This window comes from Kumtagia ephedrae (assembly GCF_003012745.1).
Lineage (GTDB): Bacteria > Pseudomonadota > Alphaproteobacteria > Rhizobiales > Rhizobiaceae > Kumtagia > Kumtagia ephedrae.
The window spans coordinates 20,161-37,735 of sequence record NZ_PXYK01000033.1 but is presented as its reverse complement, the minus strand read 5'-3'; the positions used below and the strand labels follow the sequence as shown (position 1 = coordinate 37,735).

General features: G+C 64.9%; 16 protein-coding genes and 1 pseudogene. 11 read left to right on the top strand and 6 right to left on the bottom strand.

Translation table 11 applies throughout. From position 1 onward, the window contains the following. The first annotated feature begins 20 nt into the window (after positions 1 to 20). Positions 21 to 983, top strand: a complete 963-nt coding sequence (locus tag C7I84_RS25385; RefSeq protein ID WP_106775015.1) for a nucleoside hydrolase — start codon at positions 21 to 23, stop codon at positions 981 to 983. 63 nt (positions 984 to 1,046) lie between these two features. Here C7I84_RS25385 and C7I84_RS25380 read toward each other — a convergent pair whose 3' ends face one another. Further along, positions 1,047 to 1,547: a nucleoside deaminase gene (locus tag C7I84_RS25380; RefSeq protein WP_106775014.1), complete on the bottom strand. Its 501-nt coding sequence runs from the start codon at positions 1,545 to 1,547 to the stop codon at positions 1,047 to 1,049. A 118-nt stretch (positions 1,548 to 1,665) separates the two neighbouring features. Between C7I84_RS25380 and C7I84_RS25375 the strand changes: the two genes are divergently transcribed. From C7I84_RS25375 to C7I84_RS25335, 9 genes are all read left to right on the top strand, one after another. Then, positions 1,666 to 2,598 carry a LysR family transcriptional regulator gene (locus tag C7I84_RS25375; protein WP_106775013.1) on the top strand — a complete coding sequence of 311 codons (933 nt, stop codon included), beginning with the start codon at positions 1,666 to 1,668 and terminating at the stop codon, positions 2,596 to 2,598. Positions 2,599 to 2,705: 107 nt separating this feature from the next. Further along, on the top strand, positions 2,706 to 3,695 hold the full coding sequence (gene add, locus C7I84_RS25370; protein WP_106775012.1) for an adenosine deaminase: 990 nt from the start codon (positions 2,706 to 2,708) through the stop codon (positions 3,693 to 3,695). Positions 3,696 to 3,832: 137 nt separating this feature from the next. Then, complete coding sequence (locus tag C7I84_RS25365; protein WP_133170160.1) at positions 3,833 to 4,285, top strand: hypothetical protein; 453 nt, start codon at positions 3,833 to 3,835, stop codon at positions 4,283 to 4,285. Then, entirely contained in the window at positions 4,282 to 5,271 is a 990-nt protein-coding gene (locus tag C7I84_RS25360) for a BMP family protein (protein ID WP_106775010.1), read from the top strand. Before C7I84_RS25365 ends, C7I84_RS25360 begins: the two co-directional genes overlap by 4 nt. Positions 5,272 to 5,292: 21 nt before the next feature. Beyond that, complete coding sequence (locus C7I84_RS25355) at positions 5,293 to 6,798, top strand: ATP-binding cassette domain-containing protein (RefSeq protein ID WP_106775009.1); 1,506 nt, start codon at positions 5,293 to 5,295, stop codon at positions 6,796 to 6,798. Beyond that, positions 6,795 to 8,669, top strand: a complete 1,875-nt coding sequence (locus C7I84_RS25350) for an adenine deaminase (protein ID WP_106775008.1) — start codon at positions 6,795 to 6,797, stop codon at positions 8,667 to 8,669. Before C7I84_RS25355 ends, C7I84_RS25350 begins: the two co-directional genes overlap by 4 nt. A gap of 14 nt (positions 8,670 to 8,683) precedes the next feature. Next, positions 8,684 to 9,934 (top strand): acyl-CoA dehydrogenase family protein, encoded by a 1,251-nt coding sequence (locus C7I84_RS25345; RefSeq protein WP_165816212.1) that lies wholly within the window; start codon positions 8,684 to 8,686, stop codon positions 9,932 to 9,934. A gap of 20 nt (positions 9,935 to 9,954) precedes the next feature. Beyond that, positions 9,955 to 10,962: an ABC transporter permease gene (locus C7I84_RS25340; protein WP_165816211.1), complete on the top strand. Its 1,008-nt coding sequence runs from the start codon at positions 9,955 to 9,957 to the stop codon at positions 10,960 to 10,962. Positions 10,963 to 10,966: 4 nt separating this feature from the next. Further along, a complete protein-coding gene (locus C7I84_RS25335; RefSeq protein WP_106775005.1) occupies positions 10,967 to 11,875 on the top strand; it encodes an ABC transporter permease in 909 nt (302 codons plus the stop codon). Positions 11,876 to 12,095: 220 nt separating this feature from the next. Here the strand turns inward: C7I84_RS25335 and C7I84_RS25330 are convergent, their stop codons facing one another. Beyond that, complete coding sequence (locus C7I84_RS25330; protein ID WP_106775004.1) at positions 12,096 to 12,746, bottom strand: hydrolase; 651 nt, start codon at positions 12,744 to 12,746, stop codon at positions 12,096 to 12,098. 154 nt (positions 12,747 to 12,900) lie between these two features. On the opposite strand from C7I84_RS25330, the pseudogene C7I84_RS25325 reads away from it, so the two are divergent. Further along, a pseudogene (locus C7I84_RS25325) lies at positions 12,901 to 13,062 on the top strand (helix-turn-helix domain-containing protein); the annotation flags it as partial. Positions 13,063 to 13,139: 77 nt separating this feature from the next. On the opposite strand, the gene C7I84_RS25320 reads toward C7I84_RS25325, so the two are convergent. The 4 genes from C7I84_RS25320 to C7I84_RS25305 form a co-directional block, all read right to left on the bottom strand. Next, positions 13,140 to 13,880 (bottom strand): SDR family NAD(P)-dependent oxidoreductase, encoded by a 741-nt coding sequence (locus tag C7I84_RS25320; RefSeq protein ID WP_106775036.1) that lies wholly within the window; start codon positions 13,878 to 13,880, stop codon positions 13,140 to 13,142. A gap of 249 nt (positions 13,881 to 14,129) precedes the next feature. Beyond that, entirely contained in the window at positions 14,130 to 15,380 is a 1,251-nt protein-coding gene (locus C7I84_RS25315) for a DUF5996 family protein (RefSeq protein ID WP_106775003.1), read from the bottom strand. A 99-nt stretch (positions 15,381 to 15,479) separates the two neighbouring features. Beyond that, complete coding sequence (locus tag C7I84_RS25310) at positions 15,480 to 16,415, bottom strand: pirin family protein (RefSeq protein WP_106775002.1); 936 nt, start codon at positions 16,413 to 16,415, stop codon at positions 15,480 to 15,482. 176 nt (positions 16,416 to 16,591) lie between these two features. Then, positions 16,592 to 17,485 carry a LysR family transcriptional regulator gene (locus tag C7I84_RS25305; protein ID WP_106775001.1) on the bottom strand — a complete coding sequence of 298 codons (894 nt, stop codon included), beginning with the start codon at positions 17,483 to 17,485 and terminating at the stop codon, positions 16,592 to 16,594. Positions 17,486 to 17,575 lie beyond the last annotated feature (90 nt).

Below are 17,575 nucleotides of genomic sequence, written 5' to 3'. Positions count from 1 at the left end.
CATCGAACGAGGACCGGCTCATGACCCTCCGCAAAGTGATCTTCGACACCGATCCGGGCGTAGACGACGCGATGGCGCTGCTCTTCCTGCATCACGCACCGGAGGTGGAGCTTGCGGGCATCACCACGACGTTCGGCAACGGCACCATCGACCAGACCACGTTCAACGCTCTTTATATCGCCGAGCGCTTCGGCATCGCCGCGCCGGTCGCGCGCGGGGCGGGCGCGCCGCTGGTCGGCGCGGCGATGGCGCCGCCCGATTTCGTCCACGGCCGCAACGCCCTGGGCGACGTGGCGCTGCCGGCGCAACTCCGGGCCAGGGCCGACCCGCGCCCGGCATATCGTTTCATCATCGACGCCGTGCGTGCCGCCCCTCACGAGATCTCCATCGTCGCCGTCGGCCGTATGACCAATCTGGCCTTGACGCTGCGGGAGGAGCCGGGCATCGCCTCCCTGGTCAAGGAGATCGTCGTCATGGGCGGCGCCTTCGGCATCGCCGGCGTGCAGGGCAACGTCACCCCCGCTGCCGAGGCCAACATTATCGGCGATCCGGAAGCCGCCGACGAGATTGCCGCCGCCGACTGGCCGATCACCTTCGTCGGTCTCGACGTGACCCAGAAAACCAGAATGTCCACCGATTTTCTGGCCGATCTTGCCGAAAAAAGTGGCGAAAGCGGCCATTTTGTATGGGACATCTCGCGTTTTTACGAAGCCTTCCACCAGGCCGGCGGGGTTTCGTCGATCTATGTCCACGACTCCTCCGCCGTGGCGTATTTTCTGAAGCCCGAGCTTTTCACCACGCGCAGCGGAGCCATCCGCGTCTCGACCGACGGCATCACCCGCGGCATGACGGTCCAGAAGCCGGACACATTGTCCTATCCGCCCGGCGCATGGGATGGCCGGCCGTCGCACAGGGTCTGCACCTCCGTCGATTCCGACGGCTTGCTTGACCTTTATCGTTCGACGCTCATCGAAGCGCGCTGATGGTCGTAAAGAGTAGCCAGCTTCCGGTGGCGGCGGACAAGAATGGCTCGTATCTGCTCGCGATCAATCCTGGGTTTTCCGCCAGAACGCTTCGTGCAGCGCGGCGGCCTCGTCCGCTAGCAGCGGGCCGATAACCTCGATGTCGCGCTGACCCGCCTCGAATACCGTTCGGCAGGGCAGGTCGAGCGTCGGGTTTTCGTCGTGATTGCCTGTGATCAGCTTCAGCCGGCTTTCGCCGAGACCGTAGACGACCCTGCCGACGCCTGCCCAATAGACGGCCCCGGAGCACATGGCGCAGGGCTCGGCGGAGGTATACATGGTGCATTCCGCGAGGAACCGCGGGCGGTAGGCCTGCGACGCGCGTGTCATCAGCACGCGTTCGGCGTGGCCGGTCATGTCCTGCAGCGGCTGGAAGGCGTTCTCCTGTTCCATCAACACCTCGCCATCCGCTCCCACGAGAATGGCGCCGAACGGGTGGTTGCCCGCCGCCTGCGCGCGCTCGGCCACCTCGAACGTCTTGCGCAGAAAATACTCGTGATCGACCGAGCTGCGGTTGTCCTTCATCGCATGCGCTCCCTTATGTGCATTGCAGCAGGGTGCCGAATGGGAAAATCAGTGACAAGCAACAATTCGCGGCGCTACCGTACGAGAAGATGCAACGCTCTGCCGCGATCAGGAAACCATGCAGCTGCTTTCTTCCTCCGCGATCCTGCTGGATGCCGTGGCACGGGCAGGTTCGTTCCGTCGCGCGGCGGAAGCGCTCAACATGTCCGCCTCGGCGATCAACCGGCAGATACTCAACATGGAGGCGGACATCGGCCTGCCGCTGCTCGAGCGTCTTCCCCGGGGGGTCCGTCCGACCCCGATAGGGGAGCGGCTGCTGGCCGACATCAGACGGTGGCGGCGCGAGCAGGCCCTCGCCGAAGGGCAGTTGCGCGAACTCACCGGACAGAGACGCGGAGCGGTCTCGATCGGCGCCACCGAGTGCTTCAGCACGGCCGTGCTGCCGGATATCATCAGGGCGCTGTGGCAGTACCATTCGGGGGTCGAGGCGTCGGTCCAGATCGCCTCGACCGAAGAACTCGTGCGCAGGCTTGTCGCCAAGGAACTGGACCTGGCGCTGGTGTTCAATCCTCCGGCGCGCTTCGCCGCCGATATCGTCTTCCGGCTCAAACTGCGCCCCGGCCTGGTGATGGCGGCGAACCATCCTCTGGCCGGTTCCCGCAACTTGAGACTGGCCAACTGTCTTCGTCATGGTTTCGTCCTTCCGGACAGTTCGGTGCGCATTCACGAGTTCATCGAGAGCGCTTTTCGCGAGGCGCATATCGAAGTCGTCTCGCCCCTCAAATCCAACTCGATCGCGATGTTGAAGTCGATGCTCCGCAACGCCGAACTGATGGCGATTCTGTCGATCTTTGACGTGCAAACCGAACTCGCGCATGGCGAACTCGCCTTCCTCAAGATCGAGGACAGCAAACTCGAGAGGGAGGAACTCGTCATCGCGGTGCCGTCGAACCGCCGTCCGTCACCGGCCGCACAGGCTGCCATCGCGCTGCTGCGCGGCGCACTCACCGATATCGCGTCGACGCAATCCATGACCGAAAACGTTAGCTAGCGTTGCATTCCGTCGCACGGTTCGAACGTGAAATTGCTCTTGTGCACCTGCGAAAAAGCTGGAAGCTCCTCAGCCGGAACCAAGGAAAATCCGGGGCTTCAGCACACGTGTCGACGGACTTCAAATCGCTGCCGAAAGCGGAAATCCATATCCATCTCGAAGGCTGCTTCTCCACCGAGACGATCGTGGAGCTCGCGCGCGAGAACGGTACACCTCTGCCCCGGCCGGAAGAGCGGTTGCTGGAATTTCAGGGCCTCGCGGATTTTCTCCGGTTCCTCGATTTCATCTGCGGCCTGTCGCGCAGCAAGGATCAGCTCGCCAGGTCGGCCTATGCCTTTTCCCGGCGGATGGCGGATTCCGGCGTCGGCTACGCCGATGTGATCGTCAATCCGACGCACTGGTCGGGCTGGCGGGGTAATTTGTCCGGACTGGTGGAAGGGCTCGACGAGGGTTTTCGCGCAGCCGAAGCGGATGGCCTCCCGCCGGTCGGCCTGTGCGTGTCGCTTCTGCGGCAGCAATCCTGCGTGGAAGCCGTCGCGCTGGTCGAGGAACTGCTCCGGTTGAAGCATCCGCGGGTCGTCGCGCTTTCGGTCGACGGCAACGAAGCTGCATCCGGCCGCACCGGCGAGAAATTCGCGGAGGCTTTCCAGATCGCCGGACGCGGCGGTCTCGGGCGCACCGCTCATGCCGGCGAATCCAGCGGACCAGAAGGGGTTCGCGACGCGATCTTCCTGCTCGGCGCGGACCGCATCGACCACGGCGTTCGCGCCATCGAGGATCCCGCGCTTGTGGAGATCCTGGCCGATCGCCAGATCGCGCTCGGGGTCTGTCCGAGTTCCAACCTCGTGCTCGGCCTCTACAGGACGCTGGGCGAGCATCCGATCGAGCTTCTGCGTCGCGCCGGCGTGCCGGTTTCGGTCAATACCGACGATCCCGCCCTGCTGCGCACCGACCTTGCCGCGGAGTATGCCCGCACGGCCGACGCCTTCGCCTGGGACAAGGAAACGTGCAGAGGTGTCGCGGAAACCTCTATTCGCGCCTCCTTCGCCCCGGACGCGCTGAAGACCTCCCTGCTGGAGGCCCTCGCAAGATGGTGAGACACCTCGCCCTTGCAATCGTCGCTCTCGCGTTCGCGGAAGCGCCCGCCGCGGCGGCTGGCACCGACCTCTTGCAATGGGCAAGGAGCCTCCCGGAACGTTTCGCGGTATCCGGCTCCAAGGTGGAGCCGACCTACATGGCGGCGATCGACATCAGCCGCGACGGTGACGTGGTGTCCATCCTCGGTGGTGCTCCGGCCTGGGCGGAGCGGTCGCGCGAAGCGGTCGCGGTCGATGCCGACGGGACGATGCGGCACCTTGTCTGCCCGGGCGGGATGGCCTGCGACGGCACGCCCTCGCCCGCCGGTTTTCTGTCGACGGCCGCGCTGATCTCGAAAAGCCGCGCCGGCGCGCTGGACGCTTCCATCGAGGCCGAGCCCTACGGCCGCTTCTCGGTTCTGTGCGTGCCTGCGGAAATGCTCGGAATTTCGCGGCCGATCCTCGACCCGTGCTTCGAGATCACGACCGGGGCGGCGATCGCCCAGAAGAACAGATTCAGCAACCGCTTCGACGGCCCCAGCCTCGATCCGGCGTCGCTCACATTCGCAACCGACAACGCAACCACGGCTCCGAAGGAACAGGCTCCATGAAAACACTGCGTCAGATCAGTCTTGCCGCCACCGTCGTGTTCGCCAGCCTTTCCGCTGGCGCCGCATTCGCCGATCCCCTCAAGGTCGCTCTCCTCGTGCCCGGCCATGCCAATGACGGGTCGTTCAACCAGGTCGCCCGCGAGGCTGCCGAGAAGCTTGCCAAGGACGGTGACATCACGTTCGAACTCCGCGAGGAAATGGCCGACCCGTCAAAGTCCGAGCCCGTCATCCGCCAGTATGCGTCGCAGGGCTATGACCTCGTCATCGGTCACGGCATCGAGCTTTCCGACCCGATCCTGAAAATCGCGCCCGACTTTCCCAAGGTGCATTTCGCCGCGTCCGGCGGACCGGATCTCGCCGACCGTCTGATCGCCAATGTCGACGGCTGGACCTATGATTTCGGACAGCAGGGCTATCTCGGGGGCTTCATTGCCGGCAAGCTTGCCGGCGTCACCACGTTCGGCATGGTCGGCGGTCCGGACCTTCCCTTCGTCAAGGCTTCCCATAACGGCTTCAAGGCCGGCCTGAAGGAAGGCAACGCGTCGGCCGCCTTCGTCGAAACCTATACCGGTTCCTTCGACGACGCCCAGAAGGCCGCCGAGGTGACCAGGGGCATGATCGCGCAGGGCGCCGGCCTCATCTGGACGTCAGGGGACGGCATCGGCAACGGCGTCGCCGCCGCGGCCGGACAGGAAGGCGCGCTGACGATCGGCGTGACGGGCGAGGCCGGCGGTTTTGCCGAGAAGGTCAACATCGCATCCGTCGTGCTCGACATGTACCCGACCTACAAGGCCTATGTGGACGACATCAAGGCCGGCAGCTTCGGCAACAAGTTCTTCGTTTCCGGCATCGCCAACAAGGGCCTCGTGATGACCGAAGTTCGTGAGGTCGGCGAAAGCCTGCCTGCCGATCTGAAGAACCAGGTCGAGGCGCTGATCGCCGATCTCGAAAGCGGCAAGAAGACGCTGCCCAATTTCTTCGAATAAGAGAACGGCGACGTGTCGGATATGCTCGTCAGTCTCAAGGACGTGGACAAGCGCTTCGGATCGATATCGGCCCTTTCCGGTGCCGCGATCGATCTGGAGCGCGGGCGCATCCGCGCGATCGTCGGCGAGAACGGAGCGGGCAAGTCCACGCTGGCGAAAATCATCGCCGGCATTGTTCCGCGCGATACCGGAGAGTTCGTCCTCGACGGGGCGGCTGTAGGGCCATGGTCGAGGCGCCAGGCCATCGCGGCCGGAATAGGCTTCGTGCCGCAGGCGCTTTCCTTTGTTTCGACGCTGTCCATCGTCGACAACCACCTGCTGGCCGGACGCGGCCTGAGGCTCGATCGCGCCGGCGCGCTTTCGCGGCTCCAGGAGGCGGCCGCGGACATGGACGTCTCGCTCGACCTGACGTCTCCGGTCGAGCGCCTCAGCCTGGCCGGCCGCCAGCTCGGCGAGATCGTCTCGGCGGTCACCGCCGGCGCGCGCATCCTGCTGCTCGACGAGCCTACCTCGGCGCTTGGGCCGGTCGAGATCGACCGTCTCGTCAGGACTATTCGCCGCCTGGCGGCCGCCGGAACCTCGGTGGCGCTGGTCACCCACCGCATTGCCGAGGTCATGGAGGGTGCCGACAGCCTCACCGTTCTGCGCGGCGGCAAGGTCATTTTGGACGGCACGACAGCGGGGCTCGACACCAACGAGGTGGCGCGCCTTATGGTTGGCGACCGCGATCGGGGCAGGGCGACACGCGCGGCCGCGACCAGCGAGTGGCGGCGCCTGAAGGTCTCCGGCCTGATGCTCCGGGACGAGGATCAGTTGATACTCGACGGCATCTCTCTGGAGGTACGGCAGGGCGAAATCTTGGCGGTCGCAGGGGTGGCGGGTGTCAGCCAGCCGGCGCTGGCGGAAGCGCTGGCCGGGCTGCGGGCCGTGAATGGCGGACGCGTAGAGATCGATGCGATCGACGTCACCGGTGACCCGGACGGCTCCACGTGCCTGGGCCTGGCGTTCATTCCGGAAAACCGGGCCGACGGGATCGTCGCCGATCTGACGATCTTCGAGAATGCCAGCCTCTTCGAGATGGGAGGCAAGGCGTTCCGGCGGTTTCCGGGCATGCGCGATCGATCGGCCGAACATGACCACGGCAAGCGCATCATCGCGGATTTCGACGTTCGGCCGCCCGATCCCGATGCGATCGCCGGGGGTCTTTCCGGCGGCAACCAGCAGAAGCTTCTCGTCGGCCGCGAACTCGCCCGTGCTCCCGGTGTGGTCGTGGCGCACGGCCCCACGCAGGGGCTCGATCTTGCCGCGGCCGCCACCATCCGCGCCGCGCTGGCGAAGGCTGCCGCCGCTGGAGCGGCGGTCGTGGTCATCTCGGCGGACCTCGATGAACTCCTGGAACTCGGACATCGCATGATCGTCATCACCAACGGCCGCATCGTGGCGGAGTTCGATCTTGCCCGACCTGTCGACATGACCCTGCTCGGACAGGCAATGACGGGCCTCAATGGAATGGAGATAGCACCATGAGCGACGAACCGCTCACCTATCCCGCGACCGGGGCCGCCTGGGCGCCGTCTGTCGCCGAGCTGATGCGCATGCGCTTCGTCGCGGCGGGCAAGGAAAAACCGGATCTGATCCTTCGCGGCGGCAAGGTGCTGGCGCTGCATATCGGCGAAATTCTCGAGCGCGACGTCGTCATCAGCGGGCGCCATATCGCGGCAATCACGCCGGTCGGGCACTTCGAATGCGACAATGTCATAGACGCGACCGGATACTTCGTCGCCCCGACCTTCATCGACGTCCACCTGCATATCGAATATACCAAGCTCGTGCCCGGCGAACTGGCGCGCCTGTCGGTGCCGAAGGGCACGACCACCGTGCTCGCCGACGCCAATTGCATCGCCAACGTGCTGGGTGAGGCCGGGCTCGATTTCATGGGCTCGACGACGACGCCGCTGCGCATCCTGCGCCAGGTCTCCCACAAGGTGCCGCAGGCTCCCGAGCTTGAACTCGGCGGCGCGCACCTGACCACCGAGCAGATCGCCGCACGCGTGCAGCGTCCGGATGCCGCCACGCTGGGCGAATCCAACCCCTTCAACCTGGACGAGTCCTCCGCTCGCAAGCAGGTCGCGGCGATCTCGGCCGGCAAGCGCATCACCGGCCACACCGCGCTGCTCGAGAACGAGCCGTTATGGAGCTATCTCGCCGGCGGCATCTCGGACGACCACAACGCCCACAAGACAAGGGATGTCGTCGAGCGGCTGCGCCTCGGGGCCATGCTGACGGTCATGGCCGGCAGCATGAACGACAACACTCCCGAGGTCTTCGCCGACATTCCCGCGCTGAAGGATGGGCTCGGCCACATCGCCTTTTGCGCGGACGACAAGCTGGTGGAGGACCTCGACCGCCAGGGTCACATCGATCATCAGGTGCGCAAGGCGATCGAGTGCGGCGTCGAGCCGCTCAAGGCCTGGCGCATGGCGACGCTCAACGCCGCCTCGTACTACCGGGTCGACCATCTGATAGGCTCGGTCACACCCAACAAGATCGCCGATCTGCAGCTGGTCGAGGATCTCGCCGAAGCGCGGCCGCATCTCGTGCTGGTCGACGGCAAGGTCGTCGCCCGCGACGGCGTGGCGCTTTTCGCGAACACCGACGAAGTGCCGGCATTCACGCGCAACACGATGCATCTTCATCCCGATATCGACGAAACCTTCTTCTCGGTGAATGCGCAGGGCGACAAGGCCTGGGTGCAGGCGATGGAGATGTATGACGGCTACTTCAAGCGCGCCTTCCACACCGAACTCGACGTTCGCGACGGCCTGGTCGCCTGTGATACCGACAGGGATGTGCTCAAGGTCGCCATCGTCGACCGGCACCATGCGACGCTCAATGTCGGCATAGGCTTCGTCAAGGGTTTCGGCCTGAAGCGCGGCGCCATTGCCGCGACCACCAATTGCGAGAACCAGAACCTGGTGATCGTCGGCACTTTGGACGCAGACCTGGCCTTTGCCGCCCGGGCGATCGAGGCTCTCGGCGGCGGCTACGTCACGGTCGCCGACGGCGAAGTGCTGTCGACCGTTCCTCTGCCGGTCGCGGGCTGCATGAGCGACCAGCCATGGGAGACGGTGCGCGACCAGTCGCTCGCTTGCGACGCCGCCACCCGGACCATCGGCTGCACGATGCATGCGCCCTTCCTGATCATGTCTTTCATCGGGCTGGTGGGCGTGCCGGATCTCGGCCTTACCGAACGCGGGCTTGTCGAAACCAAGACGCAAAGCTTCACCGACCTCGTGCTCGGCAGGAAAGGCGGCCTCGTCTGCTGCCGCTGCCCCAGCCATACGCACGATATTCACCGGGCGATGGATCCGGCCCGTTTCGAGGCCGTCGCCGTCTGATGCTGGATGAGGGAATGACAAAGACCACACTTTCTCCGCTCCTCGGCGCAGCCTTTCCGCCGCTTGCGCTGCCGGCGGAGGTCGCTCCGCTCATGCTGGACCTGCAGAAGGCGATCGGCGGCGAGATTGCGCCACGCGCCGTCGAAAACGACGCGACAGGACGGTACCCCACGGAGTCGATCGCGGCCCTGAAGCGAAGCGGATTTCTGCGCGCCATATTGCCGAAATCGCTGGGTGGACTGGGCATCTCCCACCGCCTGTCCATGGAGGCGCAACTGCGGCTCGCCATCGCGGACAGCTCGGTTGCCCAGATCTACAAGGTGCATGACGAGATCGTGCGTGAGATCCTGACCTATTGCCCGGAGGGCCTCAAGCCGCGTCTGGCGCGTGCAATCGTCGACGAAGGAGCCATCATCGGCCTTGCCGTCGCTGAGTCCGGCCGCACGGTCGACGCTCCCATGACCACCACGGCGCTTGCCCGGCCGGATGGCGGTTTCGTCGTCAACGGCCGCAAGATCTACACGACTGCGGCAGCCGAAGCCGACTACATCGCCACCTGGGCCTTCAATCCCCAGGCGCCCGGCGCATCGGAGAACGCGCTTGCCGGGATGCAGCTCAATCTCATCCCGCCGGCGACCGAAGGCGTTACCGTGCACCGCGACTGGGACGCGATCGGGCAGAGGGCGACGGATTCCGGAACGATCACCTTCGACCAGGTGCAGACCGATCCGCTGTGGAACGCGACGATCCCCGGACAGTTTTCGCCGCCGCACGCCTCCTTGCGCTATCAGGTCGGCTTCTGTGCCATCATGATAGGTACGGCGATCGGCGCCCTGCGCCAGGCGGCCGACTTCGTTCCGTCGAAGAGCCGCCCGTGGCCATCGGCCAAGGTGGCAAATGCCGCCGACGACCCGCTGACGCAGAGGTCGACCGGCGAGCTCGTGGCGGATCTCGTTGCCGCCTATACCCTGATGCTGAGCGCGGCCGATCTCCTCGATGCCTATGAGCGCGGCGACATCGATCGCACGGGGCTCGCCATCCCGGTCTATGCCGCCAAAGTCGCCGCCCACAAGGCATCGCTTGCCGCTGCCTCGGAAATCTACACTTTGATGGGAACGCGCTCGGTCGCGCGGGCCAACGGCTTCGACCGCTACTGGCGCAATATCCGCGTCCTCGCCCTGCACGATCCGGTCAACTGGAAGCAGGCGGAGATCGGCCGTCACGTCCTCACGGGCTGGCAGCCGGAACCGGGCCTCTATCAGTGACGGGGCGCACGACGGACGGGGTGGCGACCGAGCTTGCGCGAATACTGCTCGGTGCAGCTGTGTTGGCGGCGGTCGTAGCGGCGCTGGTGTGGTTGGCTGGCGCCAATCCTCTCGCCGCGCTGCGGGCGCTGGTGCACGGCGCGTTCGGCGAACGCTACCTGCTTGCCGAAACGCTTGTCACCGCCGTGCCGCTCGCGATCGTAGGGCTCGGCGTCATGCCGGCACTTCGGACCGGCGTGTTCACCATTGGCAGCCAGGGGCAACTGATTGCAGGCGCGGCGCTCTCGACGGCGTTCGTCTTTTCCGTACCGGCCGACGAGCCCGTGGTTCTGCTGACGGTCGGCTTCATGGGCGGCGTGCTCGGCGGCATGCTCTATGCGTTGCTGCCCGGCCTGCTGCGCGCCTACGTCCAGGTCAACGAGATACTCTCCACGTTGCTCCTGAATTACATAGCCGGGTTCGCGCTGATCTGGCTTCTCAAGGGGCCGCTTGCCGCGGCCGCGCAAACGGCCACCCCGCGCAGCGCCCCTTTGCCGGAGACCTCCCTCGTGCCGAGCCTGCTCGAGGGCACGCGTCTTCACTGGGGCGCGGCCTTCGTGGTTCTGCTCGCCGCTGGACTGATGGTGTGGATGCGCACGCGGTCGGGCCTCCTCTACAGGGTTTTCGCCAGCAACGAGGGGCTCGCCGCGCGGCTCGGTTTGTCGCGGCCACGGGCGGTAGTGACAAGCTTTCTTTTCGCCGGGGCCACTGCCGGTCTCGCCGGCTGGCTGCAGGTCGCCGGCGTCGCCCACACGCTCTACCCCAGCGTCGACGGCGGTCTCGGCTTCGGCGGCATCCTGGTCGCAGTGCTGGGTGGGCTTAGACCGCTCGGCATCGTGCTTGCTTCCCTGATGTTTGCGGCCCTCACCACCGGTGCCCAGGGGATGCAGATGGGAACCTCCGTACCGGCAGCGATCGCAGTCGTGACGCAGGGGCTGGTGCTGCTGATCGTCGCGATCGGTCTGCAGCGAAAAAAAAGGACGGCATGATCCCGTGACGTGGACCGACATCGTTTTCTGGCAGATCGTGCTTGGCGGCATGCTGCGGCTCGCGGCGCCGATCTTCTTGGCTGCGCTCGGTGAGATGATCACCGAGCGGGCGGGAACGCTCAATCTCGGTATCGACGGAATCATGACAGCGGGGGCCTTTGCCGCGGTCGTCTTCGCTCACATGGCCGGATGGCAGGCGGGGCTTCTCGGCGCCGCCGCGGTCGGCGCCTGCTACGGAGCCCTTCTGGCCGTCTCCGTCATCCGGCTCGGCGCCAACCAGATCGTCATCGGCATCGCTATCTCACTTATAGGCGCCGGGCTTACGTCCTATCTCTTCCAGCTCTGGCAGCCTTCCGGCCAGATGGCGATCTTCGTGCCGCTGACGCCGACATGGAAGGTGCCGTTCCTGAGCGATATCCCGTTCGTCGGCCCCATACTGTTCCGACAGAACCTGATGACCTACGCGACGTTCGTCGCGCTGGTCGTGGGAATTTTCGTGCTGGCCAAGACCCGTATCGGCATAGTTCTGAAGGCGGTGGGCGACGATCCGGCAGGGGCGGAGATGCGAGGCGTCGATACGGCGCTGGTGCGCTACGTGGCGCTGACGCTCGGTGGCGCGCTGATGGGGCTCGCGGGCGCGGCCATCACGCTCGGCGTGCTCGGCGCCTTCAATGACGGGCTCACCAATGGCCGCGGCTACGTCGCGCTCGCGGTCGTCATCATCGGTCGCTGGTCCGTGCCGGGAGCCTTTGCGGGAGCGCTCCTCTTCTCGTTCTTCGAAAGCCTCGGCCTTCGCGCGCAGAGCGGAATGAGCTTTGTTCCGACGGAACTCTTCTCCATCCTGCCCTATGCCATGACGCTTCTTGCCCTTGCTCTGACGGCGCGCGCCAAAATCGCGCCGCGCTCGCTGTAGGCGGTCTGCTCCGGCGCCGAGGCCGATGGCATCAAACGACCGATGCGGGGCCGTCTGCTGGCCGTCCGGTTTCGGCCTCGGCAATGGGACTGGCTGGCATTCGCGCTGTGAGACCGCGATGAGCGCAACGCTTCTGTAGTGCGAGATGGATTTCTTGTGCCCCACCGACGCACGCATACCTTTCAAGCGTCGAGTCCAACCGCGGGCCCCCGAGCCCGGATCAGCCTTTGCTTGGCACCGGCGTGTTGAGCAGCTGCTGCTCCCACAGGAACGCGATGCCGCTGCCGGCGGCATGCCGTACAAGCACTTCCGCAAGCTCGGCGGCATGCTCGGTGCGGGCCCAGTCGCGCTGCCATTCGGATGCCACCGACAGCCAGGTCATCATGTTCGCGCCGGCCGCGATCATGCGTTGAATCCCGACCTCGTGGGCCTCGACCGAAGTGCCACCCGAAGCATCGGTAACGACCGTCACATCCCAGCCTTCGCCGAGTGCCTGAATCGTCGGCATCGCAACGCAGATTTCGGTCCACAGGCCCGCGATGATAAGCTGCTTACGGCCCGTCGCTCTGACTGCGTCGACGACCTTCCGATCCTGCCAGGTGTTGATGAACGTACGGTCAATCACCTCCTGGCCGGGGAAGACATCTGTGATCTGGGGGAAGATGAGGCCGCCGCGATCGGCGATCACGCTCGTCAGGATCGTCGGCACCCCGAAGGCCTTGGCGGCCTTCGCCAGCGCCGTTGCATTGTTGACCACCATGTGCGGATCGTGACTGTTCAGGTTCGCGAGCTGGTAAGGCTGGTGATCGATCAGAACGAGCACCGAGTCTTCGGGACGAAGCAGCGAATCGAGGCCGTTACGAGGGGTCATCAAGACTTCCTTTCTCTGCCGCCATGGACGGCAATGGGGTCACGGGAGACATGCGCCAGCGGACGACGTTGCCTGGGACGCAATTTGCTGTTCCTTTTGGCGATGCGGTAGTGCCATGGTCAGGCACGCTGTGTCGCGTAGCGAGGAACGCCGATTGGACATCGAAGATTTGGAGACATTCGTCGCGGTGGCCGATGCAGGGGGCATATCGGCCGCCGCGCGCCGGCTCGGCGTCTCCAAGTCAATCGTCAGCCGGAGGCTCTTTCGGGTTGAAGCGGAGCTTGGCGTCCAGCTTCTTGCACGAAAGACCCGCGGCACAGGCAGTCCTCGGCGGCGCCGTGCCCGATGCACCTTGCGGCAGGCGGTTGGCCTGCTGGCGAATGCCAAGTTGGCTCAGGCGATTGCGCCCCCGTCGGCGGTCAAGATGGCGCCCGTAATCACGCTCGCGGCGGGACTTGCCAGAAAGACCACGGCGTTCGCGACTTCGCGCGGCTCGGCGTAGCGTCCCAAAGACGTCAGGCTTCGCTGGAAATCGGCAGCCTCGCCATCCGCCGGATTTGCATCCGTGTTCGTCGCCCCGGGCTGCACAAGATTGACGGTGATGCCGTTCGGGCCGAGTTCGCGCGAAAGACCGCGGGTGAAGGAGGTAAGTGCCGCCTTGGACATCGCATATGCGGTAATGCCTGGGAACGGGACCCTCTCACCCAGGGCCGAACCGATCGTGATGATGCGTCCCCCTTCGGTGAGATGCGGGATAACTGCCTTCGCAAACAGCACTGGCGCTCGCACGTTGACGTCCATCACGGCCTGATAGTCATTCACGTCGATGTCGGCGATCGTTCCCGTGTGGCCGATGGCCGCGCTGTTGACGAGGATATCGAGTCCACCGAGCGCGGAGACGGCTTCGCTCACGGAGCGCATGATGGCCTCCGGATCGCCGCTATCGGCCTGGATAGCGATGGCGCGGCGCCCCGCACTCTCGATGGATTTGGCCACCGCTTCAGCTTTTTTGGCCGCGCGCTGGTACGTGAACGCGACGTCAGCACCGTATTCCGCCAGCGCCAAGGCGATCGCGGCTCCGATGCCCCGCGAACCTCCTGTAACCAATGCACGCTTCCCATTCAGGTCGATCATATGTTTGTCCATTTCTACCATTGTTGGTTCAAGTGCCCGGCAATCGCGTGAGACGCGGCACGCGGCAAAGGCCTGATCCACGAATTTGGCGTTCGGGATCTGTCGCTTTCAGTGTCGAGAAATGCTCAGCTGTGTTGCTAAGAGGGGAACGCTGGCCGATGGCTTCTCAAGCCGGGCAAGGCGACCACCTTCCGGCGGGCAACCTGGTCGCCTTGGTGCTGGTGTTCCTGCTGACGGCCACGCCCCCTGTCATCGACGCAGCACGTCCTGCCATTCCGGATGACGAGCGATCTGCGCTTTTGCGAATGGACAGAGCGGCATGATGGCGACCCCGTCTCGCCGGGCATCCTCGACCGCCTGTCTCACCAGTCGTTCGCCGACCTTGCGGCCACGCATGGCCGCCGGAACTTCGGTATGGTCGATGATGATCAACCCCTTGCCGGCCCGGCTGTAGGTCATCTCCGCTTCGACACCATCAATGATCAGCCGATAACGCCCTTTTGATACCCCATCCTCGCGCTCGACCTTTTCGTCGCCGGCTGAATGCGCAGCCTTCGCCAGCGCCGCGTCCGGGCGGCGGACCTGACGCGGTCGCCCTTGCGCGCATTCCAGCAGATCGCGGTCCCATCTGCCCAGATCGGCAGCAGCCTCGTAGGTCGAGACTAGAAACGTCATCAGGGCCTCATCAGGGTCGGGCGCCGACTGTACGGCATCGTAGGGCAGAATGAACTCTGACAGGCCGTCATGCCAGAACGCGGCATCGGGCCGGACCGGCGCGCTGCGGTAGCCGTTCGGCGTCGGGTAGGCGTAGGCGTAGAAGGCGGGATAATCGATGCCGCCGCCGCCCGGCCAGAAGCCCGTCGATGAGACCTCGCGGTCATAGGCCTCTTGCGTGACGTCGTCCGGCAATGCCGGAATGCCGCCCGGATGGAGAGGAGCGCGTCTCCCTGAGAAGCGGGTGACGGCGAGATCGAGAGCGCCCCAGAACAGGTGAACGGGACTGGATTTGCCGAGAAAGGAGGTCCGGAACCGATTGAATACCCTGTCGACCGCCACCAACGCGTGATGGAAACGTCGAACGGCGTCGCGGTCATAGGGCCTGTCGCGATGATCTTCGGCGAAAGGTACCGGGTTGGGCACTTCGTTCGGTTGTCCGTTGAAAGTCGGCGTGCCGCCGAGTTCCGAAATCAACTCCACGAAGCTGGCGTGGAACGCCGCGACCGTAGTCGGCCCGAGCGCAAAGGACGCCTTGCGGCCGTCGCCGCTCGTGCCCATCACCATGTGGTCTCGAAGGTCGAACAGGATCTCGATGCCAGGGCCGTCGGGGATCGGCGAAGATGCCAGGCCGGTAGGCGTGACATAGAAGGTCGCGTTCCAGGAATGGTTGAGCCACGGAGCATGAGCCAGTCGATACTTGCCGGCGACCTGCAGGTAGAGATGCAGCGCTGAACACGTCTCGCGCCAACCGACGTAGTCGAGATGGGGCCATTTGTTGCTCATCTTCCCAGTCTCCATCCAGCATTCAACCGGCACGCGACGTCGGTCATGCCGTCCTAGGCCCACCCGAGCCGTGTCCGGCGATCATGTCATCGGCGCCGGTCAGTCCGGAAGAGGAATGTGCTCTTCCCGGTCATCGACGGGTAGATCGAAGCGCCCCTTGCCCCAGTTCTGCACGCGCCATTCGGCCTTGGCTTCTTCGATGCGCTCCCGGGACGAGGCGACGAAATTCCACCAGATGTAGCGCGGTCCGCCGAGCGTGGCGCCGCCGAGGATCATCAACCGCGCGCCCTGGTCGCGGGCCGCGACCGTGATCCTGTCGCCGGGGCGGAAGACCATCATCTGCGGTGCCTCGAAAGCCTGGCCGGCGATCGAGATCGAGCCTTCGACGATGTAGATGGCTCTGTCCTCATGATCGTCCGGCATGGGCAGCCGGCTTCCAGGCTCGAGTTTCACATCGGCGTAGAACGCCTCGGAGAACATCGTCGCGGGTGCCTTCCGGCCATAGGCCTCCCCGAGGATGAGCCGGATCGAAACGCCGCGATCCTCGATCACCGGCAGCGCCTCCTTGCCGTGATGTTCGAAGGTAGGCGCCATATCCTCATGCGTATCGGGCAGGGCAAGCCATGTCTGTATCCCGAACAGGCTGTTCGGACCGCTTCGGGCGGCCGCTGATGTGCGCTCCGAATGGGTCACGCCGCGCCCGGCGACCATCCAGTTCAGCGCGCCAGGACGTATTATCTGATCGGCGCCGGTGCTGTCGCGGTGATGAAAGTCGCCGCGATAAAGGTACGTGACGGTGCCGAGCCCGATATGCGGATGCGGCCGAACGTCGACGCCCTGTCCGGTCAGGAGTTCGGCCGGGCCGGCCTGATCGAAGAAGATGAATGGTCCGACCATCTGCCGCTTCGGCGCCGGCAGGGCGCGCCGAACCTCGAAGCCGCCCAGGTCTCGGGCGCGCGGGACGATGAGCGTTTCGATCGCGTCGAGGCCAACCTCATCGGGACAGCCCGGTTCGATTGCCGGGTTCCAACTCATGCGCGCTATCCTCTCTTGGGCTTCCGACCCTGGGTTTCCGGAATGTCTAAATTGGCGCGGGACCATCTACCGAACTAGGCCCGCGATACGTCAAGCTGTGTCGCAGCAAGTGGAACGGCACATGCCGCCGAAGTATGGGTCGCAATTGCCCGACAAGACTTCGAAGCGTTCGTGTCCTACCGATCGAGCCCCCAAAGATCCGGGTTCCGTTTGAAATACTCGATCAGCATCTCGGTGAGCACCCGTACTTTCCGCGTGGGATGCTGACCCGGCGGGCGGACGACATATACGGCCGCCGGAGGTACCGGATAGCGTGTCATGATCGGGACCAGCGCGCCGGAGGCCACATAGTCATGTGTGATGCAGTCGGCGAGCCAGGCGATGCCGAGACCTGCCGCCGCCGCGGCGGCGAGCGCCGTGGCGCTATCGGCCTTGAACCTGCCCTGCGGCTGGACCGTGACAACCTTGCCACCATCCATGAACTGCCAGGTTTCGGTTCCCTGCATGAGGGCCTGATGGGTGACGAGTTGGTCCGGAGTCTCGGGTGAGCCGTGCGCTTCGATATAGTCCGGGCTTGCGACAAGCTTGCCATGGAACGGCCCGACGCGCTTCGCGATCAGGTTGGAGTCCTGAAGGTAGCCAGCCCGGATCGCGCAATCGAAACCATCTGCGATGAGATCGACGAAGCGATCGCTGTAGGAGGTATGGATGTGAAGCTGCGGGTGCCGGTGCGCCATTTCCGCCAGTACCGGAGCGAAGTGGGTCGGGCCGAAAGTAAGCGGCATGGCAACCCTCAGGCGGCCACGCAACTCACCGGTGGGGAGGATCGTTTCCCTGGCCGTATCGATCTCGGCGCTGGCGCGGGCCGCATGGTCCCTGAACGTGATCCCCGCTTCGGTGAGCGCGGCGCCGCGGGTCGTTCGTGCAAGAAGCTGGACCCCAAGCTCCGCTTCAACCCGGAAGAGCCTCCGGCTGACGATTGACTTGGAGACGCCAAGCCGGCGCGCGGCGGCCGATACGCCTCCGGCATCGGCTACTGCGACGAATGTCTGTAGATCTTCGATGTCCAATTTGGCGTTCCTTGCTACGCGACACAGCGTGCCTGACTATGGCACTACCGCATTGCGATGGGGAACGACAAATTGCGGCCGGGCAACGTC

Bases quoted from the DNA above. Each gene is read 5' to 3' on its own strand.
- C7I84_RS25350 (WP_106775008.1), top strand. From the start codon at position 6,795: ATGAGCGACGAACCGCTCACCTATCCCGCGACCGGGGCCGCCTGGGCG.
- C7I84_RS25315 (WP_106775003.1), bottom strand. From the start codon at position 15,380: ATGAGCAACAAATGGCCCCATCTCGACTACGTCGGTTGGCGCGAGACG.
- C7I84_RS25365 (WP_133170160.1), top strand. From the start codon at position 3,833: ATGGCGGCGATCGACATCAGCCGCGACGGTGACGTGGTGTCCATCCTC.
- C7I84_RS25375 (WP_106775013.1), top strand. From the start codon at position 1,666: ATGCAGCTGCTTTCTTCCTCCGCGATCCTGCTGGATGCCGTGGCACGG.
- C7I84_RS25310 (WP_106775002.1), bottom strand. From the start codon at position 16,415: ATGAGTTGGAACCCGGCAATCGAACCGGGCTGTCCCGATGAGGTTGGC.
- C7I84_RS25345 (WP_165816212.1), top strand. From the start codon at position 8,684: ATGACAAAGACCACACTTTCTCCGCTCCTCGGCGCAGCCTTTCCGCCG.
- C7I84_RS25330 (WP_106775004.1), bottom strand. From the start codon at position 12,746: ATGACCCCTCGTAACGGCCTCGATTCGCTGCTTCGTCCCGAAGACTCG.
- C7I84_RS25385 (WP_106775015.1), top strand. From the start codon at position 21: ATGACCCTCCGCAAAGTGATCTTCGACACCGATCCGGGCGTAGACGAC.
- C7I84_RS25360 (WP_106775010.1), top strand. From the start codon at position 4,282: ATGAAAACACTGCGTCAGATCAGTCTTGCCGCCACCGTCGTGTTCGCC.
- C7I84_RS25355 (WP_106775009.1), top strand. From the start codon at position 5,293: ATGCTCGTCAGTCTCAAGGACGTGGACAAGCGCTTCGGATCGATATCG.
- C7I84_RS25380 (WP_106775014.1), bottom strand. From the start codon at position 1,547: ATGAAGGACAACCGCAGCTCGGTCGATCACGAGTATTTTCTGCGCAAG.
- C7I84_RS25320 (WP_106775036.1), bottom strand. From the start codon at position 13,880: ATGATCGACCTGAATGGGAAGCGTGCATTGGTTACAGGAGGTTCGCGG.